General features: G+C 66.4%; 29 protein-coding genes and 1 pseudogene. 7 read left to right on the top strand and 23 right to left on the bottom strand.

All coding sequences use genetic code 11. From position 1 onward, the window contains the following. Positions 1-6 precede the first annotated feature (6 nt). The 6 genes from ACWPN5_RS20220 to ACWPN5_RS20245 all read right to left on the bottom strand — a co-directional run bounded on the left by ACWPN5_RS20220 (position 7) and on the right by ACWPN5_RS20245 (position 4,048). The gene (locus tag ACWPN5_RS20220; protein ID WP_145680711.1) at positions 7-459 is read right to left on the bottom strand and encodes a hypothetical protein; all 453 of its coding nucleotides are present in this window, start codon (positions 457-459) and stop codon (positions 7-9) included. Between the two features lie 204 nt (positions 460-663). Continuing rightward, the gene (locus ACWPN5_RS20225) at positions 664-1,152 is read right to left on the bottom strand and encodes a YajQ family cyclic di-GMP-binding protein (protein ID WP_145672163.1); all 489 of its coding nucleotides are present in this window, start codon (positions 1,150-1,152) and stop codon (positions 664-666) included. A gap of 128 nt (positions 1,153-1,280) precedes the next feature. Further along, positions 1,281-1,817, bottom strand: a complete 537-nt coding sequence (locus ACWPN5_RS20230) for a hypothetical protein (protein ID WP_137140886.1) — start codon at positions 1,815-1,817, stop codon at positions 1,281-1,283. 22 nt (positions 1,818-1,839) lie between these two features. Then, positions 1,840-2,475 (bottom strand): DUF2135 domain-containing protein, encoded by a 636-nt coding sequence (locus tag ACWPN5_RS20235; protein ID WP_014198682.1) that lies wholly within the window; start codon positions 2,473-2,475, stop codon positions 1,840-1,842. Beyond that, on the bottom strand, positions 2,472-3,137 hold the full coding sequence (locus tag ACWPN5_RS20240) for a MotA/TolQ/ExbB proton channel family protein (protein ID WP_145680712.1): 666 nt from the start codon (positions 3,135-3,137) through the stop codon (positions 2,472-2,474). The genes ACWPN5_RS20235 and ACWPN5_RS20240 overlap by 4 nt, the downstream gene beginning before the upstream one ends. A gap of 500 nt (positions 3,138-3,637) precedes the next feature. Continuing rightward, a complete protein-coding gene (locus ACWPN5_RS20245; protein WP_145680713.1) occupies positions 3,638-4,048 on the bottom strand; it encodes a bacteriohemerythrin in 411 nt (136 codons plus the stop codon). 204 nt (positions 4,049-4,252) lie between these two features. Between ACWPN5_RS20245 and ACWPN5_RS20250 the strand changes: the two genes are divergently transcribed. Next, positions 4,253-4,546: a DUF3072 domain-containing protein gene (locus ACWPN5_RS20250; protein WP_145680714.1), complete on the top strand. Its 294-nt coding sequence runs from the start codon at positions 4,253-4,255 to the stop codon at positions 4,544-4,546. A gap of 36 nt (positions 4,547-4,582) precedes the next feature. Here the strand turns inward: ACWPN5_RS20250 and ACWPN5_RS20255 are convergent, their stop codons facing one another. The 7 genes and pseudogenes from ACWPN5_RS20255 to ACWPN5_RS20285 all read right to left on the bottom strand — a co-directional run bounded on the left by ACWPN5_RS20255 (position 4,583) and on the right by ACWPN5_RS20285 (position 11,665). After that, entirely contained in the window at positions 4,583-5,587 is a 1,005-nt protein-coding gene (locus tag ACWPN5_RS20255; protein ID WP_079284970.1) for a peptide ABC transporter ATP-binding protein, read from the bottom strand. Beyond that, on the bottom strand, positions 5,587-6,576 hold the full coding sequence (locus ACWPN5_RS20260) for an ABC transporter ATP-binding protein (RefSeq protein ID WP_145680715.1): 990 nt from the start codon (positions 6,574-6,576) through the stop codon (positions 5,587-5,589). Before ACWPN5_RS20260 ends, ACWPN5_RS20255 begins: the two co-directional genes overlap by 1 nt. 8 nt (positions 6,577-6,584) lie before the next feature. Continuing rightward, on the bottom strand, positions 6,585-7,511 hold the full coding sequence (locus tag ACWPN5_RS20265) for an ABC transporter permease subunit (protein ID WP_059399254.1): 927 nt from the start codon (positions 7,509-7,511) through the stop codon (positions 6,585-6,587). A gap of 8 nt (positions 7,512-7,519) precedes the next feature. Then, positions 7,520-8,529: pseudogene (locus tag ACWPN5_RS20270) on the bottom strand (ABC transporter permease subunit). Between the two features lie 132 nt (positions 8,530-8,661). Further along, a complete protein-coding gene (locus ACWPN5_RS20275) occupies positions 8,662-10,263 on the bottom strand; it encodes an ABC transporter substrate-binding protein (protein ID WP_145680716.1) in 1,602 nt (533 codons plus the stop codon). 136 nt (positions 10,264-10,399) lie between these two features. Beyond that, on the bottom strand, positions 10,400-10,870 hold the full coding sequence (locus tag ACWPN5_RS20280; RefSeq protein WP_492297072.1) for a GNAT family N-acetyltransferase: 471 nt from the start codon (positions 10,868-10,870) through the stop codon (positions 10,400-10,402). Positions 10,871-10,900: 30 nt separating this feature from the next. Next, positions 10,901-11,665 (bottom strand): class I SAM-dependent methyltransferase, encoded by a 765-nt coding sequence (locus tag ACWPN5_RS20285; protein WP_035679133.1) that lies wholly within the window; start codon positions 11,663-11,665, stop codon positions 10,901-10,903. A gap of 112 nt (positions 11,666-11,777) precedes the next feature. Between ACWPN5_RS20285 and ACWPN5_RS20290 the strand changes: the two genes are divergently transcribed. Then, positions 11,778-12,575 (top strand): helix-turn-helix transcriptional regulator, encoded by a 798-nt coding sequence (locus tag ACWPN5_RS20290; protein WP_492297074.1) that lies wholly within the window; start codon positions 11,778-11,780, stop codon positions 12,573-12,575. Positions 12,576-12,604: 29 nt separating this feature from the next. Then, positions 12,605-13,546, top strand: a complete 942-nt coding sequence (locus ACWPN5_RS20295; RefSeq protein WP_492297076.1) for a DMT family transporter — start codon at positions 12,605-12,607, stop codon at positions 13,544-13,546. On the opposite strand, the gene hutU is transcribed toward ACWPN5_RS20295, so the two are convergent. Genes hutU through hutI form a run of 4 tightly spaced genes read right to left on the bottom strand, consistent with a single transcriptional unit; the run spans position 13,524 to position 17,216 of the window. Beyond that, positions 13,524-15,212 (bottom strand): urocanate hydratase, encoded by a 1,689-nt coding sequence (gene hutU / locus ACWPN5_RS20300; protein ID WP_492297078.1) that lies wholly within the window; start codon positions 15,210-15,212, stop codon positions 13,524-13,526. The two genes, ACWPN5_RS20295 and hutU, sit on opposite strands and share 23 nt — an antisense overlap. A 43-nt stretch (positions 15,213-15,255) precedes the next feature. Next, entirely contained in the window at positions 15,256-15,669 is a 414-nt protein-coding gene (locus ACWPN5_RS20305) for a type II toxin-antitoxin system VapC family toxin (protein ID WP_492297080.1), read from the bottom strand. 12 nt (positions 15,670-15,681) lie between these two features. Further along, positions 15,682-15,918, bottom strand: coding sequence for a FitA-like ribbon-helix-helix domain-containing protein (locus ACWPN5_RS20310; protein ID WP_145680723.1), 237 nt, complete (start codon positions 15,916-15,918; stop codon positions 15,682-15,684). A gap of 38 nt (positions 15,919-15,956) precedes the next feature. Then, entirely contained in the window at positions 15,957-17,216 is a 1,260-nt protein-coding gene (hutI, locus tag ACWPN5_RS20315; protein ID WP_492298006.1) for an imidazolonepropionase, read from the bottom strand. Positions 17,217-17,220: 4 nt separating this feature from the next. Between hutI and ACWPN5_RS20320 the strand changes: the two genes are divergently transcribed. Together ACWPN5_RS20320 and ACWPN5_RS20325 are read left to right on the top strand one after the other, a co-directional pair. Then, on the top strand, positions 17,221-18,096 hold the full coding sequence (locus tag ACWPN5_RS20320) for a ChbG/HpnK family deacetylase (RefSeq protein ID WP_492297081.1): 876 nt from the start codon (positions 17,221-17,223) through the stop codon (positions 18,094-18,096). A gap of 180 nt (positions 18,097-18,276) precedes the next feature. After that, complete coding sequence (locus ACWPN5_RS20325; protein WP_492297083.1) at positions 18,277-19,059, top strand: class I SAM-dependent methyltransferase; 783 nt, start codon at positions 18,277-18,279, stop codon at positions 19,057-19,059. Here ACWPN5_RS20325 and ACWPN5_RS20330 read toward each other — a convergent pair. The 4 genes from ACWPN5_RS20330 to ACWPN5_RS20345 all read right to left on the bottom strand — a co-directional run bounded on the left by ACWPN5_RS20330 (position 19,023) and on the right by ACWPN5_RS20345 (position 22,355). Then, positions 19,023-19,451, bottom strand: coding sequence for a GtrA family protein (locus ACWPN5_RS20330; protein WP_247888088.1), 429 nt, complete (start codon positions 19,449-19,451; stop codon positions 19,023-19,025). The genes ACWPN5_RS20325 and ACWPN5_RS20330 overlap by 37 nt on opposite strands. Further along, positions 19,448-21,085, bottom strand: a complete 1,638-nt coding sequence (locus ACWPN5_RS20335) for an AMP-binding protein (RefSeq protein WP_492297084.1) — start codon at positions 21,083-21,085, stop codon at positions 19,448-19,450. The genes ACWPN5_RS20330 and ACWPN5_RS20335 overlap by 4 nt, the downstream gene beginning before the upstream one ends. Further along, the gene (locus ACWPN5_RS20340) at positions 21,082-21,615 is read right to left on the bottom strand and encodes a MarR family winged helix-turn-helix transcriptional regulator (RefSeq protein WP_145680728.1); all 534 of its coding nucleotides are present in this window, start codon (positions 21,613-21,615) and stop codon (positions 21,082-21,084) included. Before ACWPN5_RS20340 ends, ACWPN5_RS20335 begins: the two co-directional genes overlap by 4 nt. 176 nt (positions 21,616-21,791) lie before the next feature. Beyond that, positions 21,792-22,355 (bottom strand): hypothetical protein, encoded by a 564-nt coding sequence (locus tag ACWPN5_RS20345; RefSeq protein ID WP_200476759.1) that lies wholly within the window; start codon positions 22,353-22,355, stop codon positions 21,792-21,794. A 354-nt stretch (positions 22,356-22,709) separates the two neighbouring features. Between ACWPN5_RS20345 and ACWPN5_RS20350 the strand changes: the two genes are divergently transcribed. After that, positions 22,710-24,269 carry a tyrosine-type recombinase/integrase gene (locus ACWPN5_RS20350; RefSeq protein ID WP_492297087.1) on the top strand — a complete coding sequence of 520 codons (1,560 nt, stop codon included), beginning with the start codon at positions 22,710-22,712 and terminating at the stop codon, positions 24,267-24,269. A gap of 47 nt (positions 24,270-24,316) precedes the next feature. Here the strand turns inward: ACWPN5_RS20350 and ACWPN5_RS20355 are convergent, their stop codons facing one another. Together ACWPN5_RS20355 and ACWPN5_RS20360 are read right to left on the bottom strand one after the other, a co-directional pair. Beyond that, entirely contained in the window at positions 24,317-25,375 is a 1,059-nt protein-coding gene (locus ACWPN5_RS20355; protein ID WP_492297089.1) for a tyrosine-type recombinase/integrase, read from the bottom strand. Positions 25,376-25,472: 97 nt separating this feature from the next. After that, entirely contained in the window at positions 25,473-25,643 is a 171-nt protein-coding gene (locus tag ACWPN5_RS20360) for a hypothetical protein (RefSeq protein WP_492297090.1), read from the bottom strand. A 192-nt stretch (positions 25,644-25,835) separates the two neighbouring features. Here ACWPN5_RS20360 and ACWPN5_RS20365 point away from each other — a divergent pair, with 192 nt between their 5' ends. Beyond that, entirely contained in the window at positions 25,836-26,030 is a 195-nt protein-coding gene (locus ACWPN5_RS20365) for a hypothetical protein (protein ID WP_492297091.1), read from the top strand. Positions 26,031-26,339: the final 309 nt, after the last annotated feature.

Genomic DNA, 26,339 nt, shown 5'->3' on the forward strand with positions numbered 1-26,339 from the left:
CCCCCATCAGCGGGCCGACCCCGCCTTCATCGTGTCGGGAGCGCTCTGCGTCAGCAGCGTGGTCAGCCAGCGGAAGTTCGGGGCGTTTTCGGCCTGGAGCGCGCTCTGCACCACCTGCATCGCCTCCTCCGCGTTGGGCGCCGGCATGTCGGGTGTCTGTCCTTCGGCCTGACCGGCGGACGCCGTGCCGGCATCGCTCTGCGCGAAGACGCTGACGGCGCCGACGCCGAGCCGATGGGCGATCGCCGAGCTTCCCGTCACCGGACCCGCCGTGGAGGACGCCATCGGGCCCGCCGCGCCATCCTCGCCGCCGACGCCGTTCAGCTGCTCCAGCATCGCGGCGAACTGGCCGGCGAGTTCCCCCGCCTGCCGGGGCGCACCCGTGCCTTTGCGCTCCAGAAGCTCTTCAGCCCGGATGCGCATCAACTGGGAAGCGTCGGCGTTGGCCGGTATCGACATGGCGCGTGGACCCTGCGGCGTTCGGCTACCGGATCAGGGCAAGCAAGGGACGGGCCATCGTCGGACGATGCGGAAGGCCGGGTGGCGGGGCCCTCTCGCCACCCGCGCACCCGGCAAAAATTTCCGCCCCACCCGGCAAGAATGACCCGCCGCCCGGCAAGAACGGCCCCGTGGAGCCCTTGCCGCCGGTCAGTCGCGGAAGTTTCAGTCGCGGAAGTTCAGGTACTGCAGGGGCTGCTCGATCTTCAGCCCGCGCACCAGCGCGATGGCGTCCTGGAGGTCGTCGCGCTTCTTGCCGGTGACGCGCAGCTCGTCGCCCTGGATGGAGACCTGGACCTTCATCTTGGCGTCCTTGATCGCCTTGACGATGGTCTTGCCGAGGTCCTGGGCGATGCCCTGCTTGACGGTGACGACCTGGCGCAGCGCGTCGCCCGCCGCCCGCTCCGGCGGCTTGGAATAGTCCAGGGCACCGGCGTCCAGCTTCCGCCGGGTGACGTAGACCCGCAGCAGTTCCTGCATCTGCTCCAGCTTGGGGCCATCGTCGGCCAGCAGGGTGATGTCGTTCTCGGTGCGCTCCACGGTGCAGCGCGAGCCCTTGAAGTCGAAACGGGTCTCGATCTCGCGGCGCATGCCGTTCAGCGCGTTGTCGATTTCGTGGATGTCGGTCTTGGACACGATGTCGAAGGACGGCATGGGACTCTCTTTGCTCAAGCGGGGTGATTCGCGGAACCGTAGACGAGGCCGCACCCCGCCTTCAAGGGGCCTTCACGGAGGCTGTGACGGAAAGCCGCCGGAAGGCCCCGCCAACCGACCACCGGCTGTCAGGTCGGCTGGCCGGGATGCTGAAACTCGATTCCCGGATTGCCGCCCGGTCCGCCGTTGCCGGGCGCGTTCTCATAGGGCTTGTCCGGCATCTTCGGCTGCGGCTGCGCGTAGAAGCGCGGTTCCCGGTCGTCCCAGGACCGCTCGAAGGGCAGGCGCATCATCGGGTTGGTGCCGTTGCGCTGGGCCTCGCGCTGGGCCTCCTGCAACTGCTCCGCCATGCGGCGGTCCCAGGGCAGGCGGTAGAGGTTGGGCGCCTGCTCCCAGAGCAGGGTGAGGTAGATCGCTTCGTTCTCCACCAGCGTGGCGCTCAGCACCTTGGCCTCGCGCACGTTGGCCCCCATCCATTCCAGCGTGACCGGCTTCGCCCGGCCCAGCAGCGTCGCCGGCGCCGCGTAGGCGGCCGGCAGCAGCAGGGCGAACAGCAGCAGGATCACCACGCGGGCCATCGGGCTGCGCGTCCAGCGCAAAGCCGACAGCACGAGCAGCAGGGTGACGACGGCGACGAAGCCGAAGATGACGGTCAGGCTTTCCATGGCGCACTCCCGGTCCGGCGGGTCAATTCTTGGCCGAGCGCAGCGGCTTGAACACGGCGTTCAGGGACCCCGGCACCAGTTCGCCCCGCTCCGTCAGGGTGAAGCGGAAGGCGGTGATCTCCTGCCCCTCGTGGTCCAGCCGGACGCGCGTGGCGGCGATGGTGGCGGCGCCCGATTCATGCTCCGCCTTGACGCGGGCGACCACCCGGACCCAGATCGGAAAGACGTTCTCCAGATTGCGGAACATGTGCACGTTGACGGTGTATTCCCCCGGAGGAATGCCGCGGGAGTAGGAGGTCTCGAAATTGATCTCCGTGGGATCGGCGTAGGCCCCCAGATCGTCGCGCAGGAGGTTGAAGATCAGCCCCGACTTGTTCGAATAGCCGACCGGCACGTCGCCCGGCGCCTGCACCCACAGATCAACGTCGCTGCGCAGCTTGTCGTCCCAGCGTGCCTCGATGATGACGTTTCCCGGCGGCTCCATGCCCGCGGCGGCGGACGAGGAGGACTCGTTCTGCTGGTTGGCCTCGGTCTTCTTGGCCTCATTGATGAAAGGGACCGCCAGAACCGCGCAGGCCACGAAGCCGCAGAGCAGCAGCGTCAGCAGGTCCCGCGCGACGAGCACACCGGTTTGGTCCTCGCCCAGGAAATCGTTCATGATGTGGCCTCACCGCCGAGCGCGCCGTAGGGGGCCGCCTGCGGCGCGGCGAAGTCCGGCGTCCCGGACCGCGACCCGGCTTGCGGAGCGATGCGCGAGCGGGCGTGGGCCTCGTCCATGATCAGCGCGCACAGCGACGCCGTCGCCCCGCGCAGGAGCTGCAGGTTGCAGGTCGTCCACAGGCACAGGGCGCCGCCCAGCATCGTGGCGTAGATCGCCACGCCCAGACCGCTGGCCAGCGTGGTCACCATGGCGCCGGCCGAGGCGGCGTTGCCCACCATGTCGGGCGTGATGTTCGCGGCGAACAGGCTGAAGCCCCAGGCCGTGCCGATCAGGCCGAGCATGCCCAGCGCGTTGGCGATGTGCTGAAGGTGCGAGATGCGGGAGAACAGGCGGATTTCCAGGGCGCGTTCGCTCTCAACCTTCATCAGCCGCCCGCCGCCGAGCTTGGCCTTGTCCAACTCGCCGCCGATCTTCCACACCCGGTAGGCCGACATCACCAAGCCGACGACGAAGACGATCCCGATGATCGCGGTCGCCACGGCGATGTGCCCGGTCAGCACCCGGTCCAGCCACCCCTGCGCATAGAGAACGAAGACGAACGCCGAGATCGTCAAATTGAAGGCGACAAATTTCGCCTTGAGGAGCCACTGTTCTTCCATGGTTTTGACCCTGTGACGGTTGCGTGTGTCTCCGGATCGTCATGGTCAGGCGGCAATGGCGCGTAACGGCGGCGCCGCGGAAAGCCGGGCGGCGATGGCGGGATCAGGAGAGCGGAGGGCAATTCGGGACGGCGTGCGCTGGCGGTCCCGGCGCTGTCGGTCCGGGCGCGGGTGGCGGGACGGCTCCGTGTCGGCCATCGGTTCATCGGCGCACCTTCGCCGGAATTGCGCGACGACGGAGCCTTTCAGGAGTCATCCGTCACGTCATGAACCCCGGCCCCGGCCAAGAGTTCCCGACGCCCGGCGACGGCCGGGCCGGGGCAACGCGCGATGCGGGTTGATAAAACCCCGCTGTCGGACAGAACAAGGCAGCGCTCCGCGACATCCCGTGCCGTTGACCGGCGACGACGATCGCGTCGGGAGTCAGAGGTTTAGCGGATCGACCGCCCCGATCCTGGGAGGACGCGCACGGCCATGGCCGTCCTTCGAGAAATGGCCCTTTACCCCACGCCATTTTCCTTCAGGAAGGGGCCGTACTTCTTGTCGGTACCCTGGATGTGCTTGATCAGCCAGTTCTTCAGGAAGTTCATCACCTCCATGCTCAGCGTGGCGGTGGCGCCGGCGTGATACTTGCGCTGCACCTCCAGAACCTGATTGGACAGCGCGTCGTGCTCCGCCTTGTGGGCGTCGCGGTCCGGATAGCCGAGGCGGGCGAAATGCTCCTCCTCGTGGGTGAAGTGCGACTTGGTGTAGGCGACGAGGCTGTCGAGGATGCCGCCCAGCGCCTCCTTGCTGCGCCCCGCCTGGACGGCGTCGAACAGCTCGTTGACCAGGGCGACCAGTTGCTTGTGCTCCTCGTCAAACTGCGCGATTCCGACGCTCAGCTTCTCGTTCCACACCATCAGCGGCATTTCGTTCCGTCCCCTCGCGCTGGGCCCCTCATGACCGGCCGGGAAAACCCCAGCCCGCGGAAGGGTAACGCCTTCTGGATGAGGCTTCAACGACGCTTCAACCACCGGCACCGGTCGCCGGCACTGGTCAACCCCACCCATCTTCGGGAACCAATCCCCTGGGCGGGCTGTTCGACAACCGTTTCCAGCAAAAAGGAACATTTCATGAACGAGAAGCGCAGCAACGACCATGAGCGTCGCCCGCAGTCCCATCGTGAAGGCGCGCCGACTCCGGAGAGCAACCCGAAGACCGCGCCCGTTGGGGATGCCGATCACTCGAACCGAGAGAAGGACCCCGACGACTGGACCACGGGCGACGAGCCGATGACCGGCGCGCAAGCCTCCTACTTGAAGACGCTCAGCGAGGAGGCCGGCGAAGGCTTCGACGGGGACCTGACGAAGGCCGAAGCCTCCAAGCGCATCGACGCCCTGCAGGACAAGACCGGCCGCGGCGCCTGACGGGCGACGCCGCGGCCCCCTGGGCCTCAGCGGACCTCAGGCCATCTCTTCCGCGAAGTGGCAGGCGACCAGCCGTTCGTCCACGGGGCGCAGCGCCGGCACCTCGGTCGCGCAGCGCTCCGTGGCGTGGGGACAGCGCTTGTGGAACGGGCAGCCCGGCGGCGGGTTCAGCGGCGAGGGCAGTTCGCCCTTGGGGATCACCCGCTCCGCCCGCAGCGCCGGGTTCACCCGCGGCGTGGCGGCCATCAGGATGCGCGTGTAGGGGTGGCGCGGGCGGGAGTAGACCACGTCCTTCGGCCCGTGCTCCACCGGCCGGCCCAGATACATCACCATGACCGCGTCGGCGATGTGCCGGACCACGCTGAGGTCGTGGGAGATGAACAGGTAGGCGAGGTTCAGCTCCTCCTGCAGATCCATCATCAGGTTGAGCACCTGCGCCTGGATCGACACGTCGAGCGCCGACACCGGCTCGTCCGCCACGACCACCCGCGGATTCAGCATCAGCGCGCGCGCGATGGCGATGCGCTGGCGCTGGCCACCGGAGAACATGTGCGGGTAGCGGTCCACCTGATCGGGGCGCAGCCCGACCTTCGCCATCATGGCGACAGCCCGCTCCCGCCGCTCCTGCTTGCCCATCGGGGTGTTGATGACCAGCGGCTCCGACAGGATCGAGCCCACGGTTTTGCGCGGGTTCAGCGATCCGTAGGGGTTCTGGAAGACCATCTGGACGGTGCGCCGCAGCTCCTTCATCTCCGAGGCGGTGCGCCCGACCACGTCGCGCCCGTCGTAGAGGAGCTGTCCCGAGGACGGCGGCTCGATCATCGTGACGGAGCGCGCCAGCGTCGACTTGCCGCAGCCGGACTCGCCGACCACCGCCAGCGTCTTCCCGGCTTCGAGCTGGAAGGACACGCCGTCCAGCGCCTTGACGGTGGCCGCCGGCTTGAAGGCGCCACGCTTCACCGCGTAGTGCTTGCGCAGGTGGATGGCTTCCAGAACCACCGGGCCGGTGGCCGGCATGACGTCGGTGAGGATGTCAGTCATCACAGAACCTCCCCGGCGCCGACCGGAGCGTCGGCGAGCGGATAGAAGCAGCGCGCCTTGCCGGCATCCACGTCGAACAGGGCCGGCCGCTCGATGCGGCAGCGGTCGTTGGCGAAGCGGCAGCGCGGGTTGAACAGGCAGCCCTGCGGCCGGTCGCCGATGCCCGGCACCACGCCGGGAATCGTCGGCAGCCGGCGCTTGCCCAGCGCCCGCTCCGGCAGCGCGTCGAGCAATGCGCCGGTGTAGGGGTGGCGCGGCGCCTTGAACAGAGCGTCCACCGGGCGCGTCTCGGCGACTTGCCCGGCGTACATGACGACCACCCGCTGCGCCGTCTCCGCCACCACGCCCATGTCGTGGGTGATCAGGATCAGCGCCATGCCCCGCTCCTTCTGGAGGCGGACCAGCAGGTCGAGGATCTGCTTCTGGATGGTCACGTCCAGCGCCGTCGTCGGCTCGTCCGCGACCAGCAGGCGCGGGTTGCAGGCGATGGCGATGGCGATCATCACGCGCTGGTTCATGCCGCCGGAGAGCTGGTGCGGAAAGGCCGACAGGCGGCTTTCCGGGGCCGGGATGCCGACCTGCTCCAGCAGTTCGATGGCGCGGTTGCGCAGCGCCTTGCCGGACAGCCCCTCATGCACCTTCAGCGTCTCCATGATCTGGAAACCGACGGTGAAGCAGGGGTTCAGGCTGGTCATCGGCTCCTGGAAGACCATGGCCACGTCCTTGCCGGTGATCTTCCGGCGCTGCGACGGGCTCATCGCCAGCAGGTCCTTGCCGCCGAAGTGCATGCGGTCGGCGACCACCGTGCCGTTGGAGCCGAGCAGGCCCATCACGGCGAGCGAGGTCACGGACTTGCCGGACCCGGACTCGCCGACGATGCCCACCACCTCGCCCTCGTCCACGGTGAGGTCGATTCCGTCCACGGCGCGGAAGGTGCCGGCGCGCGTGGTGAACTCGACGGACAGGTTCTTGATGTCGAGAAGAGGCATGGCAGGCATCAGCGTTTCAGCTTGGGGTCGAGCGCGTCGCGCAGCCCGTCGCCCAGCAGGTTGAAGGCCAGCACCGTCACCAGGATGGCCACGCCGGGCCAGGTGACGACCCAGGGGGCGCGCTGGAGGAACTGGAGGGAGGAAGCCAGCATGGTGCCCCACTCCGGAGTCGGCGGTTGCGCGCCAAGGCCGAGGAAGCCCAGCGCCGCGGCGTCGAGGATCGCCGTGGAGAAGCCGAGCGTCGCCTGGACGATCAGCGGCGCCACGCAATTCGGCAGGATCACCACCAGCATCAGCCGCAGCGGCCCGGCCCCCGCCACGCGGGAGGCGACGACGTAGTCCTTGTTCGTCTCCGCCATCACAGCGGCGCGGGTCAGGCGGGCGTAGTGCGGGATGACCACGATGGACACGGCCAGCATGGCGTTGACCAGCCCCGGCCCGAGGATCGCCGCCACCACCACGGCCAGCAGCAGGCTGGGCAGCGACAGCAGAATGTCCATGAGGCGCATGACCAGCGCGTCGGTGACGCCGCCGAAGAATCCGGCGATCATGCCCAGCGCCAACCCGACCGCCAGCGACAGCGTGACGACGATCAGGCCGATCATCATCGACAGCCGCGCCCCGAAGATCAGACGGGACAGCATGTCGCGCCCGATGTCGTCGGTGCCGAGAAGGAAGGCCCAGCGCCCGCCCTCCTGCCAGACCGGCGGCACCAGGATGGCGTCGCGGTACTGGATGTTGGGATCGTGCGGCGCCACCAGTTCGGCGAACAGCGCCACCACGGCGATCAGCAGGATCACGGCAAGGCCGGCCATGGCCCCCTTGTTCTGCCGGAAATGGTACCAGAACTCGACCAGCGGATGCGGCGGCTGGGAAACCGGCGGAGAAGCGGCCGGAAGAGTCTCCGGAACGCCCGTCGTCGTAGGAGTCGTCATGGCTCACCTCACCGCGAATGGCGGATGCGGGGGTTCAGGACGCCGTAAAGAACGTCCACCAGCAGGTTCACGGTCATCACCGTCGTCGCGATCAGCAGCACCCCGCCCTGGAGCGCCGGATAGTCGCGGCGGTTGATGCTCTCGATCAGCCACTTGCCCACGCCGGGCCAGGAGAAGATGGTCTCGGTCAGGATCGCGCCGCCCAGCAGCGTGCCCACCTGGAGGCCGATCACGGTGACCACGGGGATCAGCGCGTTGCGCAGGGCGTGCATGCCGATCACCCGCTTGCCCGCCAGCCCCTTGGCCTTCGCGGTGCGGATGTAGTCCTCGCCCAGCACCTCCAGCATGGCGGAGCGCGTCATGCGCGCCACGACGGCCAGCGGAACGGTGCCGAGAACGATCATCGGCAGGATGAGGTGGTGCAGCGCCGACCAGAAGGCGCCGTACTCCCCGGCCATCAGCGTGTCGATCAGCATGAAGCCGGTCACCGGCTCCACGTAATAGAGCAGGTCGAGCCGCCCGGACACCGGCGTCCAGCCCAGCCCCACCGAGAAGAACAGGATCAGCAGCAGGCCCCACCAGAAGATCGGCATGGAATAGCCGGTCAGGCTGATGCCCATCACGCCATGGTCGAAGATCGAGCCGCGCCGCACCGCCGCGATGATTCCCGCGGGCAGGCCGACCACGGTGGCGAACAGCATGGCCAGCGCGGCCAGTTCCAGCGTCGCCGGGAACAGCGTCACGAATTCGCTGAACACCGAATTGCGCGTCACCAGCGACACGCCGAGGTCACCCTGGAGGACGCCGCCGATGTAGTCGAGGAACTGGTGCCACAGGGGCCGGTCCAGCCCCAGCTCATGCCGCAGTTCGAGAAGCCGTTCGGGGGGATTCCGCGCTCACCGACGCGCACCTCGATGGGGTCGCCGGGGACAAGGCGGATCAACAGGAAGGTCAGGAAGGTGACGCCGAGAAAGGTCGGAATCACCAGGCTCACCCGAGTCAGGATGAAGCGTAGCATCGGATCGTCACCGGGGGCTCGAAACGAAAGCAAGGGGGCCGCGGCCCCCTTTTTTACCTCTGCATCCGCAAAGGGAAGCCGGGGGTTTAATGCCCCGGCCACCGCTTTGTAAAGCCGCTTGCTACGCTGAGTTTATTGTTTCAAATCGACGCCGTAGAAGCGATGGATGCCGAACGGGTCCATCTTGTAATCGACCACATTCTTGCTCAGCGCCATGTGCACGACCGAGTGCGCGACGGTCAGCCACGGGGCCTCTTCCTTGAAGATGACCTGCGCCTGCTCGTACAGCTTGGTGCGGGCGGCGATGTCGGTGGTGCGCTTGGCCTGAACGACAAGGTCGTCGAACTCCTTGTAGCACCACTTGGCGATGTTCGACCCACCCGGACGCGCGGCCTCGCAGCCGAGCAGCACGTGCAGGAAGTTGTCGGGGTCGCCGTTGTCGCCGGTCCAGCCCAGCATGCCCATCTGGTGCTCGCCGGCCTGGAGGCGCTTGCGGTACTCGCCCCACTCGTACTGCACGACCTTGGCCTTGATGCCGACCTTGGCGAGGTCTGCCTGCATCATCTCGGCCATGCGCTTGGCGTTGGGGTTGTAGGGGCGCTGCACCGGCATGGCCCACAGGTCGGTCTCGAAGCCGTCCGGGAAGCCGGCCTCGGCCAGCAGCTTCTTCGCGCGTTCCGGATCGTACGGGTAGTCCTCAATCTCCTTGTTGTACGACCACATGGTCGGCGGGATCGGGTTCTTCGCCGGGACGCCGGCGCCCTGGTACACCGCGTCGACCACGGCCTTCTTGTCGATGGCCATGTTCAGCGCGCGGCGGACGCGCACATCGTCGAAGGGCTTCTTGGTGACGTTGAAGGCGAGATAGCCGACGTTCAGGCCTTCCTGCTCCATCAGGGTGATGGCGCTGTCCTTCTTCATCGCCTCCAGATCGGCCGGGTTCGGGTACGGCACGATGTGGCACTCGCCGGCCTTCAGCTTGGCGTAGCGGACGGCGGCGTCGGGCGTGATGGCGAAGACGAGGTTGTCGAGCTGCGCCTTGCCGCCCCAGTACGGCTCAAACGCCTTGTAGCGGATGACCGCGTCCTTCTGATAGGCGACGAACTGGAAGGGACCCGTGCCGATCGGCGCCTGATCGATCTTGTCGATCTGGTTCTTCTTCTGCAGGGTCTCGGCGTACTCGGCGGACTGGATGGGCGCGAAGGGCATCGCCAGATTGGCGATGAAGGGCGCCTCGACCTTGTTCAGCGTGAACTTGACCGTGTAGTCGTCGACCTTCTCGATCGACTTCAGCAGGTCGGGCATCGCCATGTCGTTGAAGTAGTCATAGGCGCCGCCGGACACCTTGTGGAAGGGGTGATCCTTCTTCCACTGACGGTTGAACGACCACAGAACGTCGTCCGCGTTGGCGTCGCGCGTCGGCTTGAAGTCGTTGTTGCTGTGCCACTTCACGCCCTTGCGCAGGTGGAACGTGTAGGTCAGCCCGTCCTCCGACACCTCCCACTTCTCGGCGAGGCCGGGGACCACCTTGGTGCCGCCGTACTCGAACTGCACGAGGTTGTTGTACACGGGCAGCGAGACGTCGAAGCTCGTTCCGGTCGTGTTGACCATCGGGTTGAAGTTTTCGGGGCTGCCCTCGGAGCAATAGACGAGGGTCTTGGCGGCCTGGGCCGGCGCAGCGAGCGCCAAGGTGGCGGCAACGCCAAGCCCGGCACCCAGCAGGATGCGCTTCATTCCTAACAACCTCCCGTGTTCGGTCGAATGGCCGCCCGTTCTTTTCGGCGGCCGGTGATGCGGGTTCATTTGGCGCGTGGCCGAATCGTCTGTCAACACGCAACCAAGCCGCATCACGCAAGCTCCACGGCAGGCGTCAGGCCAAGCGGAATTTCAGGCGCGGCCCGATCTCCGTGAAGCCCTCGCGCTGGTAGAATCGCAGGGAATCCGGCCATTCCGCGGCGGACGGCGCCCCCACCTCGACCCTCGACCAGCGATGGCGGCGGCCATGGTCAAGAACGGCCCGGATCAGCACCCGCCCCACCCCGGCGGAGCGCGACTCCGGTGTCACGTACAATTCCCGGATCGTCCCGAACCGGCCCAGGGCGGAGATACAGGCCCCTTCCGACAGGGTCGCGACGCCGAGCGGGCGCCCCGCCGCGTCCTCGGCCAGGAACACCGTGTAGGACGGGTCGTCGCCGCTCAGCAGGGATTCGGCGACGGCCAACATGATCGCCCGCGGCGTGTCGCTCTGCCCGGCGGAAAGTTCGGAGAGCAGAGCCGCCACGAGGCCGGTGACCGTGCCCGCATCAGTGAGACCAGCCTTTCGTACGCGAACGTCATTCATCACCGGCCTCCCCCATCCTTTTTCTTGTGGTCAGCAAGCCTCCGCTTCGATGGTCAGGCTGTCCAGGAGAAAGCTGCCGTCCTCCAGGATGTCGAAATGGCGACGCACCTCATCGGAGGCGAGGTCCTGGAGGGCGCGGATGGCCTGGGCGCGCAGGTCGGGGGTGGAGGTGCGGGCGGTCCAGACGGCGAACTCCATGCGCAGGCGGCGCGGTGTCAGGCCGGTCACCGCGAAGCCGGCGCGCGACAGGGCGGCCATCCATTCCGCGGCGCTGTAGTTGCGGACGTGCGAGGTGTCGCGCAGCAGTTCCACGGCCTGGAGATGGGTGTCCAGCAGCGGGTGCCCCGGCGACACGATGTCCACGAAGACCGCCCGCCCGCCGGGGGCCAGCACCCGCCGCGCCTCGCGCAGGCCGGCCTCGGCGTTCAGCCAGTGATGGGCGCTGAAGCGGCTCAGCACCACGTCGAAATGGCCGTCCGCGAAGGGCAGGCGCTCGGCGGGGGCCTGGGTGGTGGTGATGTTGGTCAGCCCGCGCTCCGCCGCGGTGCGGGCCACCGCCTCCAGCATCGGGGCGGTGACGTCCACGGCGACCACCTCGGCGGCGTGGGGAGCGGCGCGGTAGGCGACATGGCCGCCGCCGCAGCCGAGATCCAGCACGCGGCCGGCGTTCCTCCCGCGCAGCGTATCCTCGATCTGGTCCAGGTCGGCGCCGGAAGCGTGGACGGCACTGGTCACATAGGCGTCGGCGCGCTGGCCGTACTGCGCGGCGACGACGCCGTGGTGGCTGTTGGTCATGGTGGCGATTCCGTTGGTGCTTGTTGGGGCGTGTCCGTTGTGATGACCCAGCATCAGGCTTCCGGCAAACTGGTACAAGGCAAGCGCTTATCCTGGTATAAGCGCTGCCACCATGAGTTCCGACGACGATGCCCGGCACCGGCTGGGCGCCTTCCTGCGCGCCCACCGGGAGCGGCTGACCCCGGCCGAGGCCGGCATCCCGCAGACCGGCTCGGCCCGCCGCCGCACGCCCGGCCTGCGGCGGGAGGAGGCCGCCCAGCTCTGCGGCCTCAGCCCGACCTGGTACACCTGGCTGGAACAGGGGCGCGAGGTCTCCGTCTCCCCCCATGCGCTGGCGCGCATCGCCGGGGCGCTGCGGCTGACCGCGGCGGAGCGCGCCTATCTGTTCGAGCTGTCGCGCAAACGCGACCCCGACGCCGACGCGACGGACGGATCGGACCAGCCGCCGGCTCCGCTGCTCGCGGCGCTGGAGTCGATGACGGCGCCGGCCTACCTGCTGGACCGCGTCTGGACGGCGGTCGGCTGGAACGCGGCGGCGGCGCATCTCTTCTCCGGCTGGCTGGGCGGGGCGGAGCGCAACCTGCTGCGCTACGTCTTCCTCGATCCCACCGCACGGGTTTTCATCGCGGACTGGGAGGACCGCGCCCGCCGGCTGCTCGCCGAGTTCCGCGCCGACACCGCCCGCCGCGCCGGGGATGCGGAGGTGACCGCCCTGGTCGACGGCCTGCGCGCGGCCTCGCCCCGCTTCGCCCGGCTGTGGGAGGACCAGGGCGTTCTGGAGCGCGAGGGCGGCACCCGCGGCTTCACCCATCCCCAGGACGGGACGCTGGTCTACGAACAAGTGACGTTGTGCCCCGCCGGACGATCCGACTACAAGCTGGTGATGCTGCTGGGGCCGCAGGCTCCGTAAGACGCCCACCGACACGCTCCGGACGCCCCATGGATCGCCAGCCGCGCAACGCCGTCTTCACAGCCTATGCCCTGTATCTGCTTTCCTCGGCCTTCTTCGCCTCCAACGTGGTGATCGGGCGGGCCGCGGCCGCCATCGTGCCGCCGGTCGGGCTGGCCTTCTGGCGCTGGGTGCTGGCCTTCCTGATGATCCTGCCGCTGGCCCTGCCCGGCCTGATCCAGCACCGCCACGTCCTGCGCGCCTCGTGGAAGCGCTTCCTTCTGCTGGGTGCGCTGGCCCAGGGCGTGTGCGGCGCCGTCGTCTACATGGGGCTGGAGCGCACCAGCGCGACCAACGCCGCCCTGATCTACGCCACCAGCCCGGTCATCATCCTGATGATCGCCGCCCTGTGGCTGCGCGAGAAGGTGACGCCACGGCAGGCCGCGGGAATCGCCGTCGCGATGGCCGGCGTGCTGGTGATCCTGACCCGCGGCGACGCGCAGGCGCTGCTGCACCTGTCCTTCAACGCCGGCGACCTGCTGATCCTGGTGGGGTCGGCGACCTGGGCGGTCTACACGGTGCTGCTGCGCCAGACCCGCAGTTCGCTGCCGGTGGTGACGGTGTTCGCGGCGAATGCGTTGGCCGGTGTCGTCGTGCTCGCCCCCTTCTACGCGTGGGAGACGCTGGCCCTGCGCCCCGTCCCGCTGAGCCTGGACGCCGCCGTCCGCATCGCCGGGGTGGCGCTGTTCGCCTCCGTCCTGGCCTTCCTGACCTACCAGAAGACGATCAACCTGATGGGGCCGGCGCGGGCCGGCACCTCGCTCTACGTCATGCCGCTGTGGGCGGCGGTGGCGGCCTGGGCGCTCCTGGGGGAGCAGCTCCAGATGTTCCACCTGCTCGGCGTCCTGCTGGTTCTGCCGGGGGTGGCGCTGGCGACCCTGCCGCCGCGCGCCGCCCCCGCAAAATCCATCAGCCGATCATCGGAAGCGTGAGTCCCTTCTCCTTCGCGCAGTCCTTCGCGATGTCGTAGCCGGCGTCGGCGTGGCGCATCACGCCGGTGCCCGGATCGTTGGTCAGCACCCGCTCCAGCCGCTTGGCCGCGGCGTCCGTCCCGTCGGCGACGATGACCATGCCGGAATGCTGGCTGAAGCCCATGCCGACGCCGCCGCCATGGTGCAGCGATACCCAGGTCGCCCCCGAGGCGCAGTTCAGCAGCGCGTTCAGCAGGGGCCAGTCGGACACCGCGTCCGAGCCGTCGATCATCCCCTCCGTCTCGCGGTTCGGGCTGGCGACGGAGCCGCTGTCCAGATGGTCGCGCCCGATGACGATGGGGGCCTTCAGCTCGCCCTTCGCCACCATCTCGTTGAAGGCGAGGCCGAGCCGTGCCCGGTCGCCCAATCCCACCCAGCAGATGCGCGCCGGCAGGCCCTGGAAGCGGATGCGCTCGCGCGCCATGTCGAGCCAGTTGTGCAGGTGCGGGTTGTCGGGGATCAGCTCCTTCACCTTGGCGTCGGTGCGGTAGATGTCCTCCGGATCGCCGGACAGGGCGGCCCAGCGGAAGGGGCCGATGCCCCGGCAGAACAGCGGCCGGATGTAGGCGGGCACGAAGCCGGGGAAGGCGAAGGCCTCGGCCACCCCCTCGTCCTTGGCGACCTGCCGGATGTTGTTGCCGTAGTCCAGCGTCGGCACGCCCATGGCGTGGAAGTCCAGCATGGCGCGGACATGGGTCGCCATCGACGCCTTGGCCGCCGCGACCACCGCCGCCGGGTCGCTGCGGCGCTTCGTCTCAGCCTCCTCCATCGTCCAGCCGGCGGGCAGGTAGCCGTTCAGCGGGTCGTGGGCGCTGGTCTGGTCGGTCACCGCGTCGGGACGGAAGCGCGGGTCGGCCTTGGCGCGGCGCACCAGCTCCGGAAACACCTCCGCCGCGTTGCCGAGCAGACCGACCGACACCGCCTTGCCGGCGGCCTTCGCCTCCCAGAGGATCGCCATGGCCTCGTCGAGGCTGGTCGCCGAGCGGTCGAGATACTTGGTCTCCAGCCGCCGTTCGATGCTGCGGGCGGAGCACTCCACGGCCAGCATGGACGCCCCGGCCATGGTCGCGGCCAGCGGCTGCGCGCCGCCCATGCCGCCCAGACCGCCGGTCAGGATCCAGCGACCCTTCAGGTCGCCGCCGTAATGCCGCCGCCCAACCTCGACGAAGGTCTCGTAAGTGCCCTGCACGATGCCCTGGCTGCCGATGTAGATCCAGGACCCGGCGGTCATCTGGCCGTACATCATCAGGCCCTTGGCGTCCAGCTCCCGGAAATGGTCCCAGGTCGCCCAGTGCGGCACGAGGTTGGAGTTGGCGATCAGCACGCGCGGCGCGTCGGCGTGGGTGCGGAAGACGCCGACCGGCTTGCCGGACTGGACCAGCAGCGTCTCGTCCTCGTTCAGGGTCTTCAGCGACGCCACGATGGCGTCGAAGCAGTCCCAGTTCCGCGCCGCCCGCCCGATGCCGCCATAGACCACCAGCTCGTCCGGGTTCTCCGCGACGTCGGGGTCGAGGTTGTTCATCAGCATGCGCAGCGGCGCTTCGGTCAGCCAGGACTTGGCGGACAGCTCCGTCCCGTGCGGCGCCCGGATGACGCGGCGGTTGGCCGGCGGCTTGGTGTCGGACATGTGACTCGTCCCTCTCGAATTTTGCTTGATGCGTTTGTTGTTTTCAGACGTGCACCGTGCCGCCACCGAGGAGGACGGTCAACGCCTCCCAAGGGGTGGAGCGGGTGCGGGCGCGCAGACGCTTGTCCAGCGTGACGAGCGGTGCGCCTCGCGCTTCGGCGAGCGCCAGATAAGCGCAGTCATACACGGGATGATCCAGTTGACGGGCGATGCGAAGCGCCTGTGACCATACGACGGTCGGCGGAACCAGTTCGGTCAAAGCGCGGGGAATGCGCTCCACGATGCCTTCGGCCTGCTCCGCCTGAATGCCGCCGCGTCGCGCGATCTTCCAGACGGCGTTGGCAACTTCGATCAAGATGAAGTCCGGAGCAATCAAGGGCCGGGATGACAAAAGAAGGGATTCCGCCGTTTCCGCCAGTGAGTTCCTCGACCCCCCACAGCACCGCGACACTGGCATCCACCACCAGAGTCATCGCTCGCGTCCCTCGCGAATCACGGCCGCGACATCGATGGGGGCACCGGGTGGCGTCAACGCGCGGATTTGTCGAAACTCCTCGACCAGCGCGCTGCGGTCGGGAGGCGGCGCGGCCGTCGCTTCCTCGACAATCCTGCCAATTTCCTCTTCGACGGACCGACCGGCGATGCTGGCCCGCATCTTCAAGCGGTCGAGCACATCTTCCTCAATCCTGAGCGTGATCTCCCCCATCGCCGCCTCACCTCCGTCCGCGTTGCCCCGATGATATCTTACCCCTGGAGCGATTTCACCAGCCGCCCGTCCCGCACCACCGCAGCGCAGGGGTTGGCACCCAGCCAGTAGCACAGCTCCGCCGGGTCGCCGACGTCCCACACCGCCAGATCGGCGGCCTTGCCGGGCTCCAGCGTTCCGTGAGTGGCGGCCATGCCCAGGGCCTGGGCGGCGTTGCGGGTGACTCCGGCCAGCGCTTCCTGCGGGGTCAGGCGGAACAGGGTGCAGGCCATGTTCAGCATCAGCAGGAGCGACACGGCGGGCGAGGTGCCGGGGTTGCAGTCGGTGGACACCGCCATCGGAACGCCGTGGCGCCGGAACAGGTCGATGGGAGGCAGTTTGGTCTCGCGCAGCGTGTAGAAGGCGCCGGGCAGCAGCACCGCCACCGTCCCGGCCGCGGCCATTGCCCGAGCGCCCTCCTCGCCCGTGTGCTCCACATGGTCGGCGGACAGCGCGTTGTAGCGGGCGGCCAGCGCGGCCCCGCCGCCGTCCGACAGCTGGTCGGCGTGCAGCTTCACCGGCAGGCCGAGCCGCCGCGCGGTGTCGAAGACGCGGGCCGTCTGCTCCGTCGAGAAGGCGATCCGCTCGCAGAAGGCGTCGACCGCATCGAGCAGCCCCTCCGCAGCCAGGATGGGCAGGATGTCCTCGCAAACCAGCGCTATGTAATCGTCCGCCCGCCCGGCGAACTCCGGCGGCAGGGCGTGGGCAGCCAGCCCGGTCGTCCGCACCGTGACGGGGAATCGCTCACCCAACGCCCGCGCCGCACGCAGCATCCGCCGCTCCGTGGCGAGGTCGAGGCCGTACCCGGACTTCACCTCCACCACCGTCACGCCCTCGGCCAGCAATGGTCGCAGGCGAACGGCGGCGCTGGCGATCAGGCTTTCCTCGTCGGCAGCGCGGGTCGCGGCGACGGTCGAGGCGATGCCGCCCCCGGCGCGCGCGATCTCTTCGTAGGTCGCGCCCTCCAGCCGCATCTCGAACTCGCGGGCGCGGTTGCCGCCGAAGACCAGATGGGTGTGGCAGTCGATCAGCCCCGGCGTGACCCAGCGGCCACCCAGGTCATGCTCCTCGGCGGCGCGACCGGCGGGGCGGTCCTTGGCGGCGCCGATCCACGCGATCCGCCCGTCCTTTACGGCGATCACGGCGTCCCGCAAGACGCCTCCCGGAGCCATGGTGGCCGCATGACCGTTGAACCACAGGCTGTCCCACTCCATCATCCCCTCCCCGGCTTCGCGCCGCTGTCCGTCCCACCTTACCATCGCCATGGCCGACACCGACACCACCCCAGCCCCGCGTACCGCGCATCCGGTCCTGCTCTGCGCCGATGACTACGGCCTTGCGCCCGGCGTCAACGAGGCCATCCGCGACCTCATCGCCGCCGGACGCCTGACGGCGACCTCGGTCATGTCGCTCTGTCCTTATTGGGCGGAGGGCGCCGCGCCGTTGAAGGCGTTGGCCGACAAGGCGGACGTCGGGCTGCATTTCACCCTGACCGACCAGCCGCCGCTGGGTCCTCTGCCCAAGCTGGCGCCGGACGGCAAGCTGCCGCCGCTGGGGCGGCTGATGAAACTGGCCTACAGCGGTGGCCTCGATTCCAAGGAAATCCGGGAGGAACTGGCCCGCCAGCTCGACGCCTTCGCCGCGGCCTGGGGCGGCCCGCCCGCCTACATCGACGGCCACCAGCACATCCACCAGCTTCCCACCGTGCGCGACGTGGTGGCCGACGCCCTGGCCGCCCTGCCCGGCGCCTATGTCCGCCTGTGCGGGGAACCGGTCGGTGCCGTCCTGCGCCGCGGGGTGGCGGTTCCGAAGACGCTGCTGATCGGCGGGCTGGGCGGCGGGCTGGCGCGGCTGGCGCGGACGCGCGGCATACCCACCAACGACCGCTTCGCCGGGGTCTACGACTTCTCCAGACACCAGCCTTTCCCGGACCTGATGGCGCGCTTCCTCGACCGTCCCGCCGGCCGGCTGCTGGTGATGGTCCATCCCGGCATCCCCGACGAAGCCCTGCGCCGTGCCGACCCGCTGGTGGAGCAACGCAAGGTGGAGCATGACTATCTGAAGAGCCCGGCCTTCGCCGCCCTGCTCGCCGAGCGGAACATCCGGCTCGCCCGCTTCGCAGGGTTCCCGGCGCCCTGACACAACCTCCCGCATTCCCGCCCCTCCGGCGGCATAGTCCCGCCGGTCATTCTTGACCGCTGCGATTGTTCGCCCCTACCATCATTACGACACGGCCGGATCGAGGGGGGCTCTTCCGGACGAAGAGACGAACAACACATTCCCTCGGCAAGAAACGGCCTACAAAAAGGGATGCGGGACATGCAGAACAACGGGCAAAAGGACGGACTGTCGTCCGGGCCGCCGAACGGCCAGGGTTCCAGCGGCTGGGTCGATTTCTGGAACCGCCCCAACGCCATCTACGCGAACCAACGCAACCTGGAAGCGCATTTCGCCTGCTTGCAGAACGACCTCGACGCCCATCTGCCAAAGGGGGGGACCGTCCTGGATTTCGGCTGCGGCGACGCACTGGCGGCGGAAGCCATGGCCAAGCGCTGCCGGAACGTCTGGCTCTACGACGCCGCGCCTGCGGTGCGGCAACGCCTGCGCGAGCGGCTGTCCGGCCATCCGCGGATCCGGATTCTCGACGACGACGATCTCGCCACTCTGCCGACGGGCAGCGTCGATCTGGTGCTGGCCGTCTCCGTGCTGCAATACATCCCGCGTGAGGATCTGGAGGGCGTCCTTCACCGCTGGCGCCATCTGATCGGCGCGCGGGGGCGCATCCTGATCGCCGACGTGGTGGAGCCCGACACGCCGATGCTGCGCGATATCGCCAGCCAGCTCAGCATGGCGCGCCGGCACGGCTTCCTGATGGCGGCGCTGATGGGGTTGGGGCGCATGGCCCTGTCCGACTACCGCCGCATCCGGCGCGAGGCCGGCTTCTCCACCTACACGCCCGCGGAGTTGCAGGCCCGGCTGTCCGCCGCCGGGTTGCGGGGCGACCGTCTGGCGAAGAACATCGGCCCGACGCCGCACCGCCATTCCTTCGTCGCCCGGCTCCATGCTCAGGCGGCCGGCGATCCGTCCTTGAAGGTCCAGTAGCGGTTCGCACCGAAGCTCCACAGCATCACCAGCCCCGTGGCGGTGAGCTGGGCCAGCAGGTAATGCAGGCCCAGCCGCTGCGCCAGGGCCCACATGATGGCACTGTTCACGCACAGCCCCACCGCCGCGACGGCCACGAACTTCGTGGCGGTGGGCAGATGATCCTGCTCGCTGCGGAAGACATGGCCGTAGTTCAGCAGGTAGCTGATGACGCCGCCGACGAGGAAACCCACCGCCGAGGCCAGGACCGGCGGGGCCGCCGCCAGCTCCGACAGGGCGATCAGCACGCCGTAATGGCCGACCGCCGCGGCGCAGCCGACCAGCGCGAAGAGCAGGAACTGCACCAGCGGCGGGTGCGCCGCCCGGTCCCCAGTGAATCTTCCCCCGGTCAATCCTCGTTCTCGACCCATTCCCTCTGCCGCAGCTTGTAGCGCTGGATCTTGCCCGTTTCCGTCCGCGGCAATTGCTCCAGGAACTCCACCGCGCGGGGGTACTTGTAGGGGGCGATCCGGTCCTTGACGTAGCATTGCAGCCGTTCCGCCAGATCGTCGCTGGGCCGCACGCCGTCGCGGGTGACGATGAAGGCCTTGGGGATGGAGCCGCGCAGCGGGTCGGGCGCCGCGATCACCGCGCACTCCTCCACCGCCTCGTGGCCGAGCAGGACGTCCTCGACCTCCAGGCCGGAAATCTTGTAGCCGGCGGAGACGATCAGGTCGTCGGTCCGCGCGTGATACCAGAAATAGCCGTCCTCATCCATGCGGAAGGCGTCGCCGGTCAGGTTCCAGCCGCCCTGCACGTAATTCTCCTGACGCGGGTCGTCCAGGTAGATGCAGCCGGTCGGGCCGCGCACGGCCAGCCGCCCGATCTGGCCGGGGGGCAGCGGGGTCAGGCTGTCGTCGACCACGCGGGCCTCGTAGCCCGGAACCACCGTCCCGGTGGCGCCGGGCCGGACGGCACCGGGCGGCGAATGCAGGACGGCGTTGAGCATCTCGGTGGTGCCGAAGCTGTCGAGAATCTCCATCCCGGTCACCGCCTGCCAGCCTTCCAGCGTGGTCGCAGGCAGCGGTTCCCCCGCCGAGACGCAGGCGCGCAACGTGCGCAGCCCTTCGGCCAGGGCCGGGTCCTCCTCGATCCGCGCGGTCATGGCGCGGTAGACGGTCGGCACGGTGAACATCACCGTCGCCTTGTGCTTCGCGGTCACCTCCAGCAGCCGCTCCGGCGTCGCCCGATCCAGCAGCACCACGGACGCCCCCACCCGCAGCGGGAACAGCAGCATCCCCCCCTGCCCATAGGCGAAGGCGAGCGACGGCGTGCCGCAGAACACGTCATCGCCGCCGGTCCTCAGCAGCGATTGCGGCGACAGGTCGGCCACCGCCAGAAGGTCGCGGTGGAAATGGGCGGTCGCCTTGGGCTTGCCCGTGGTGCCGGAGGTGAAGGCGATCAGCGCCACGTCGTCGGCGGCGGTGTCCACCGCGGCGAAGCCGGTTTCGGTCTCCTCCAGCCGCCCTTCGAGGTCGCCGCCGTTGAAGGTCACGACGGGCATGCTCCCGTCCATCGCCTGCGCCGCCGCGTTCAAATCCTTGGCGAAGCGCGCGTCGCACAGCGCCAGCGAGACGGCGGCGCGGTCGAGGATGCTCTCCAGCTCGGTCGCGCGCAGCAGCGGCATGGTCGGCACCACCACCGCCCCGGCCTTCAGCACCGCCAGCCAGCAGGCGGCGAGCATCGGCGTGTTGGTCCCGCGCACCAGCACCCGGTTCCCCGGAACGATGCCGAACCGTTCGGCGAGGAGCCGCGCGATGCGGTCCACCGTGTCGCGGAAGCGGCCGTAGCTCCACACATCGCCGTTGCCGATGACGCAGGGACGCTCGTCCCAGCCGCGCTCGCGCCAGACGTCCAGCAGGGCCGCCGCGGCGTTCAGACGGTCAGGATAGGTGAGTTCGGGGCGGTCGTAGGAGAAATCGGGCATCTGCTCCGGCGGCGGCAGCCGGTCGCGCGTGAAACTGTCGATATGACCGGACCGAATCATCCCCTGACGCCTCCGCCACGCACCGTGTTCTTGAGCTTTCCCAACAACCCCATCAGCTGGACCACATCGCCGTGGGGCATTCCCTCCGTCAGCTCGGTCAGCCAGCGGCGTTGCGCCGCCATGATGGCCTGCGCCAAGGCGCTGCCTTCGGGGGTGATCCGGACGAACTGCATGCGCCGGTCGTTCGACGCCGCGGCGCGCGTGACCAGCCCGTCCGCGGACAGCCGTTCTACAATGCCGGTGACGTTGCCGTTGGTGACCATCATGCGCTTCGACAGCTCGCCCATGGTCAGCCCTTCCGGCTGGCGGTCGAGCAGGCACAACAGGTCGAAACGCGGCTGGGTGGTGCTGAACTCGGCGCGCAAACGGCTGCGCAACCGGGCGCCGATCAGAACGGCGCACGCCGAAAGACGCAACCAGAGGCGCATCTCCGGGGAGGCGGCAAGGTCAGCCGCAGCCTCCACATCGACCGACACGTCCCCCTGCGCCTCGGCCGATGCGTCGGCCGCTGCGGTGGCGGGTCCCTTCACGGTCTGTCTCCACTCCCGATGGGAGGCATCCGCCGCAGCGCCGCCTCTTCTTCGTTCGAAGGCTTACTGTAGTTGGACGCTCGGCCTTTGAGCCATGCAAGGAAGGAATGCTTGGTGCACAAGCAATAATCATCTGCGCAGAGATCAGGCGCTTTTTTCCGTCAGCGCCGCGTCGGTTACTCGGCGCTGAGGTACAGATCGATTTCGCGCTGCTCCATGACGTGCGCGGTGCCGTGGATGATGCCGTTGGCGACCTGAATGATTCGATGGATCATCGCCACCGAGGTCTGGCAGTCCAGCCGCAGCTTGTCGCTCGCCCCATCCTGGATGTCGACGGACACGCGTTCCAACGTGTGGCGGACCACCTGATGCGCCTGGGCGATGGTGTCCTCGAAAGGCCGTTTGAACTTGGCCGGAACGTGGCCGTACGCCTCGATGGCGAGATCCTTGTCCGAGAAACCGCTGTCGCGGAAATGCTCCGGGTAGCTCTTGGGCTGCCAGATCAGGCATTCCTCCAGCATGTCGGGCATGTCCGGAATCATCTCGATCAACATCACGATCTCGTTGAAGTGATTGAGATAATCAGTCGCCAGCAGGGTCTTGTCGGAAATGTTGGTGCCGACCACGCGCTGCCGCCAGGCGTGAAAATCCGCCAATTCATCCGGCGCGACACCGTCGGTCACCGAAGGATCGGAATCGGGCGGATGAGAGTCCGATGGGTCGAAGTCTGGTTCGGTCATTCGCGACTTCTGGCATGCGCGGCCCTGGCATACACGGTTCGACAGGAACGGGTCTGGCGAGGCGGCGTGGACGGTTTCGACGCCGTTCCATCACCGGTGCGTGACGCCGGGGACAGTCAGTAATATCGCACTCATCCCTGTGCAAGCCCACGGGCGCGGTTTTTTTTGGTGCCGCGCAAAAAAACGCCGCCGGCGCGTCCTCGATGGGACAGGCGCTGCGGCGGCAGTGACTGGCGGTTCAGGGAGGACTTCCGGCCCCCTTCCCTAAGCGCCTGAGAACGCTCAAACCCTTCTGTTTCCTTGCCTTTTGGGTAGAGGATTGGGTAAAACTTTGGGTAAAATGGAGCGTTCCGCATGCCGACTCAGATAGCTGATTACGTCTACGTCCGGAAAGAGACGGGTTACCTCTTCGTGGCGATCACCGTGCCACCTGAGTTGCGCGCGTTTGTCACAGGCGGGCCGAAATCCAAGCTCTCCAAGTCGCTTGGCGTCCCTCCTCCGATGACCGGGGAGGCGAAGCGCAAGGCAACTCAGGCCATTGCGGAGTTCCAGAACGAGATCGAAGCGGCGCGGAAGCGGTACGAGGCGCTTGAAGCTCGCAACCGCGCTGACGAAGCCAAGCGCGATGTCCGGCGGAATCTCGAAGTTCTCGGCTTCTTCGGAGCGGAGGGAGTTGTCGGTGGAGAGGACGACGGTTCTCCCGACCCTTCCCCTCCCTCGCTCAATGATGCGCTCGACTTTGTATCTTCCGGTTGGCTGAGCCAGGAGGCAACCGCTGATGCACTGAATGATGTCGTTGAACGCATCAAGACGGCACACGATTCCACAGTTCAGCTATCCAAGGTCGAGGCGTACATCAGCGCTGAAGCTGCGAAACTCGACACAGCGCGAAACGTGCTGCACAGCTTGAAGGTCTCCACCACGCCGAAGGTTGAAGAAGCGCTTGACAGTACGCTTACGGTATCCAGGCTTCTGGAAAAGTTTCTGAAGGACCATCCCAAAACCATAGACACAGAACGCCAGTACCGCACGGCCAAGGACATCTACCTATCAAACCAAGATGACAAGCCGATTCAAAAGATCACGCGAGCCGATGCGCTGGCGTATCGCAGTTACCTGCAAGGCTGTACGGACTTGAGCTTTGGGACTTGTGATCAACGGCTGAAGAAGTTGAGAGCGCTATTCAACTACGCCACGAAGGAGCTGCGAGCGCTCTCCCACAACCCGTTCGAAGGCATTCAGATCGATCAGAAGGCAAAGACCGGTCATGGAAATGAGCTTGACCGTGCCTCAATCACTCCTGAACCAATCAACATCAACCTTACGGAAATTATTCCTACATTTGGCCGCGACGATTCGATGCGCTGGCCCTATCTGATTGCCTTCTTCACTGGGGCAAGAATTGAAGAGATTTGCGGTCTTCGAATGGACGAAGTGGGAGTGAGGTGGGGTATTAACTGCATTCACATTCGCCCACGTCCAGAAGACAATAGAACTGTAAAAACGAAAGAAGCAAGATACGCCCCACTTCACCGCTTTTTGTGGAACGAGCTTGGATTCGGCGAGTTTGTTGATGCGCGGCGGGAGGCAGATGAAACGATGCTGTTTACGTTCAGTCAATGGAAAAAAAAATACTATTCGGGAAAGTTCAGCGCAAAAATGACAGAACTTCGCGCCCCGATTGAAAAAGAGCGTAGCATTGACTTAGCAGATCAGCATTCTCTACGTCATAACCTAACGACATTGCTCCGAAATGCTGGTGTGCACGATGAATGGCGCTGCCTTTTAATTGGGCAGAGTTATGGAAGCAAAATTAACGCTGGATACGGGAGCAATGACGGAACGCTCACGCACATAAATGATGCTCTCCATAAGATCGACTTGTCTGACTTCGACTTCTCGAAGCTGAAATAACGAAACGAAAGACAGGGAGACAACGGACTCCCTGTACTTCTACAATATTAGAACTCCAATGCCTTTATAGCTTCAGCCACGAACTCGGGCGAGTGGTGTCCATAGACGCGCTGAATGATCTCCTTCGACGTGTTCGTGAACTTGGCGATGCGTTCGAAACTGATATCAGCCTGAACCATCCATGTTACAGCACTGTGCTTCAGCACATGCGATGAGACGTGAGGGATTCCGGCCTTCTTGGAAGCTCGCATAAGTCCGCTTTTCACATCCCGCAATGAGCTACCATACCACGTAATGACAAGCTCTGAAGTTGACTGCTTCTTGGCTTCCTTAAGTGCTTCGATAAGACGGGTGTTTCCTGAGATAGGTGACGTACCGCGACGCTTGTTCCCTACGTCCTCTCCGAAGTCTATGTATTCGTACCCCTGCCGATCCAAGTGCACCCTGTCCCAAGTGAGTTGCAGGATGGCAGAACGCCTTTTGGCCGTACTGAGCGCGATCAAGATGAAAAGGGCCAGATAAGGCGGCGATGCGGCTATCAGCCGATTCGCCTCGTCCTTGGTGATCCACTCGTCACGAACTTTTCCCGTTGACAGATCAATGCGAAAGCCCGGTTTACGGCTCAATAGACCTTCAGCATAGGCCCAGTTAAGTGCCGCGCGGACCATACGCAGCTCTTTGTTAATCGTAGCTTCGCTTACCAACGGGGCGTCTACACATCCCTTGAAGCGCCCCTGTAACTTCTCCTGGCTGCGCTTCTTGATATACTCGGTAACATTCGACTGTGTGAACGTCTCAGCTTTGAGCGCGCCGAGGAGGCGTCTCGGAGCTGCAAAAACATAGTCGAATGTTACGGGTGCTGCGACTATGGGCTTCCGGTACTCAACATAGGTGTCAAAAACTTCCTTCAGAAGCGGCCCTTCAGGGAGCTTTGGCTTCAGATAATCGGCAACATATTGCGCACGGAATAGTTCGGCCCTCTCCGCATCCCTGGTGCCGGTTGATACCGTCTTCGTGCGGCCATCATGCCGATAACGGATTTGATAGTACCCGTCAGGTCGCCGCGTCATGTTAAAGTTTGGAAACTTGAGCTTGGGATAAGTCATTGCCCTCTTTGCCCTCCCGCTCCCTTCAACCGCCATGCCTTGTCAGCGATGGGTGGGGAGCATTCAAATGAGCGAATTGGAAGGCATTGCGTCCAGTTCAGTTTTGCTCTTTACCATTATCCTCATGTTTCTCCTCGCTATTTAACGTATCAATGACGTCACTGAGCAAAGAAAGCGTACCTACCAACAAGTCACGGAGGCTTGTCTTATTACTCTGCGCCTCGCGAAGCAGCGTGTCAACGTGGCGGTTCATTTCGGCGACGGACATGGCTGTGCTTTCTCCTATGGAATGGGAGTGAAGTGCTTGCGGTGCATTCGATGGGTGGCATCGCGTCGGATGCCTAATCCAGAACGTAGGTCACACGATCTACATCGTCAACTGTTTTTTGTAGCTCTATTGACCTACGCAGATTGCGTGGTCTAGCCTCAGCCAATGAAGCAAGATCGAGCGAAGCGAATCATGCGTCTCCTGGGCTGGGGACAGTCCGAGACGGCGCGGCAGTTCAACCGGGTCGCGGGGACGCGCCTTGGTCGGCAGAACATCAATACCCAGATCAACGGCACACGCGGCATATCCGAATCGCTGGCCGTGTTCCTGCGCATGGCTGTGCGGGTGGCCGTACTGTCCAGGCGCCGGGATCGGGGATGCCGGTGATAGACGGCGGGTCGCCCCCTCCTTACAGACAAGAAAGCCCCGGATTGCTCCGGGGCTTCTGTGTTTCAGGCGCAGTACACCGCGTTACGGCTTACCGCCTACCTCGCATTTCGCTCAGCGCCCGCAACAGAGCGGTACGCACCGTATCAAGGAACTGGACCGCGATAGACGCCTGTTCGTCCGCATCGCCCTTCAGCCTGGATTCCCAAAGCTCGGGGGTGATTGCCTTACCGGCACGCTCGGCAGCAATCTTCCGCGCGGCCCTGCGGTACTTGCGCCCCGCGTCCTCCATCTCTTCAATGAGGAGCG

It is taken from the genome of Azospirillum sp. UENF 211521 (genome assembly GCF_058780535.1).

Coding starts and splice junctions, on each gene's coding strand:
- ACWPN5_RS20220 (WP_145680711.1), bottom strand. CDS start 459: ATGTCGATACCGGCCAACGCCGACGCTTCCCAGTTGATGCGCATCCGG.
- ACWPN5_RS20225 (WP_145672163.1), bottom strand. CDS start 1,152: ATGCCGTCCTTCGACATCGTGTCCAAGACCGACATCCACGAAATCGAC.
- ACWPN5_RS20230 (WP_137140886.1), bottom strand. CDS start 1,817: ATGGAAAGCCTGACCGTCATCTTCGGCTTCGTCGCCGTCGTCACCCTG.
- ACWPN5_RS20235 (WP_014198682.1), bottom strand. CDS start 2,475: ATGAACGATTTCCTGGGCGAGGACCAAACCGGTGTGCTCGTCGCGCGG.
- ACWPN5_RS20240 (WP_145680712.1), bottom strand. CDS start 3,137: ATGGAAGAACAGTGGCTCCTCAAGGCGAAATTTGTCGCCTTCAATTTG.
- ACWPN5_RS20245 (WP_145680713.1), bottom strand. CDS start 4,048: ATGCCGCTGATGGTGTGGAACGAGAAGCTGAGCGTCGGAATCGCGCAG.
- ACWPN5_RS20250 (WP_145680714.1), top strand. CDS start 4,253: ATGAACGAGAAGCGCAGCAACGACCATGAGCGTCGCCCGCAGTCCCAT.
- ACWPN5_RS20255 (WP_079284970.1), bottom strand. CDS start 5,587: ATGACTGACATCCTCACCGACGTCATGCCGGCCACCGGCCCGGTGGTT.
- ACWPN5_RS20260 (WP_145680715.1), bottom strand. CDS start 6,576: ATGCCTCTTCTCGACATCAAGAACCTGTCCGTCGAGTTCACCACGCGC.
- ACWPN5_RS20265 (WP_059399254.1), bottom strand. CDS start 7,511: ATGACGACTCCTACGACGACGGGCGTTCCGGAGACTCTTCCGGCCGCT.
- ACWPN5_RS20275 (WP_145680716.1), bottom strand. CDS start 10,263: ATGAAGCGCATCCTGCTGGGTGCCGGGCTTGGCGTTGCCGCCACCTTG.
- ACWPN5_RS20280 (WP_492297072.1), bottom strand. CDS start 10,870: ATGAATGACGTTCGCGTACGAAAGGCTGGTCTCACTGATGCGGGCACG.
- ACWPN5_RS20285 (WP_035679133.1), bottom strand. CDS start 11,665: ATGACCAACAGCCACCACGGCGTCGTCGCCGCGCAGTACGGCCAGCGC.
- ACWPN5_RS20290 (WP_492297074.1), top strand. CDS start 11,778: ATGAGTTCCGACGACGATGCCCGGCACCGGCTGGGCGCCTTCCTGCGC.
- ACWPN5_RS20295 (WP_492297076.1), top strand. CDS start 12,605: ATGGATCGCCAGCCGCGCAACGCCGTCTTCACAGCCTATGCCCTGTAT.
- hutU (WP_492297078.1), bottom strand. CDS start 15,212: ATGTCCGACACCAAGCCGCCGGCCAACCGCCGCGTCATCCGGGCGCCG.
- ACWPN5_RS20305 (WP_492297080.1), bottom strand. CDS start 15,669: ATGCCAGTGTCGCGGTGCTGTGGGGGGTCGAGGAACTCACTGGCGGAA.
- ACWPN5_RS20310 (WP_145680723.1), bottom strand. CDS start 15,918: ATGGGGGAGATCACGCTCAGGATTGAGGAAGATGTGCTCGACCGCTTG.
- hutI (WP_492298006.1), bottom strand. CDS start 17,216: ATGGTAAGGTGGGACGGACAGCGGCGCGAAGCCGGGGAGGGGATGATG.
- ACWPN5_RS20320 (WP_492297081.1), top strand. CDS start 17,221: ATGGCCGACACCGACACCACCCCAGCCCCGCGTACCGCGCATCCGGTC.
- ACWPN5_RS20325 (WP_492297083.1), top strand. CDS start 18,277: ATGCAGAACAACGGGCAAAAGGACGGACTGTCGTCCGGGCCGCCGAAC.
- ACWPN5_RS20335 (WP_492297084.1), bottom strand. CDS start 21,085: ATGATTCGGTCCGGTCATATCGACAGTTTCACGCGCGACCGGCTGCCG.
- ACWPN5_RS20345 (WP_200476759.1), bottom strand. CDS start 22,355: ATGACCGAACCAGACTTCGACCCATCGGACTCTCATCCGCCCGATTCC.
- ACWPN5_RS20350 (WP_492297087.1), top strand. CDS start 22,710: ATGCCGACTCAGATAGCTGATTACGTCTACGTCCGGAAAGAGACGGGT.
- ACWPN5_RS20355 (WP_492297089.1), bottom strand. CDS start 25,375: ATGACTTATCCCAAGCTCAAGTTTCCAAACTTTAACATGACGCGGCGA.
- ACWPN5_RS20360 (WP_492297090.1), bottom strand. CDS start 25,643: ATGTCCGTCGCCGAAATGAACCGCCACGTTGACACGCTGCTTCGCGAG.
- ACWPN5_RS20365 (WP_492297091.1), top strand. CDS start 25,836: ATGCGTCTCCTGGGCTGGGGACAGTCCGAGACGGCGCGGCAGTTCAAC.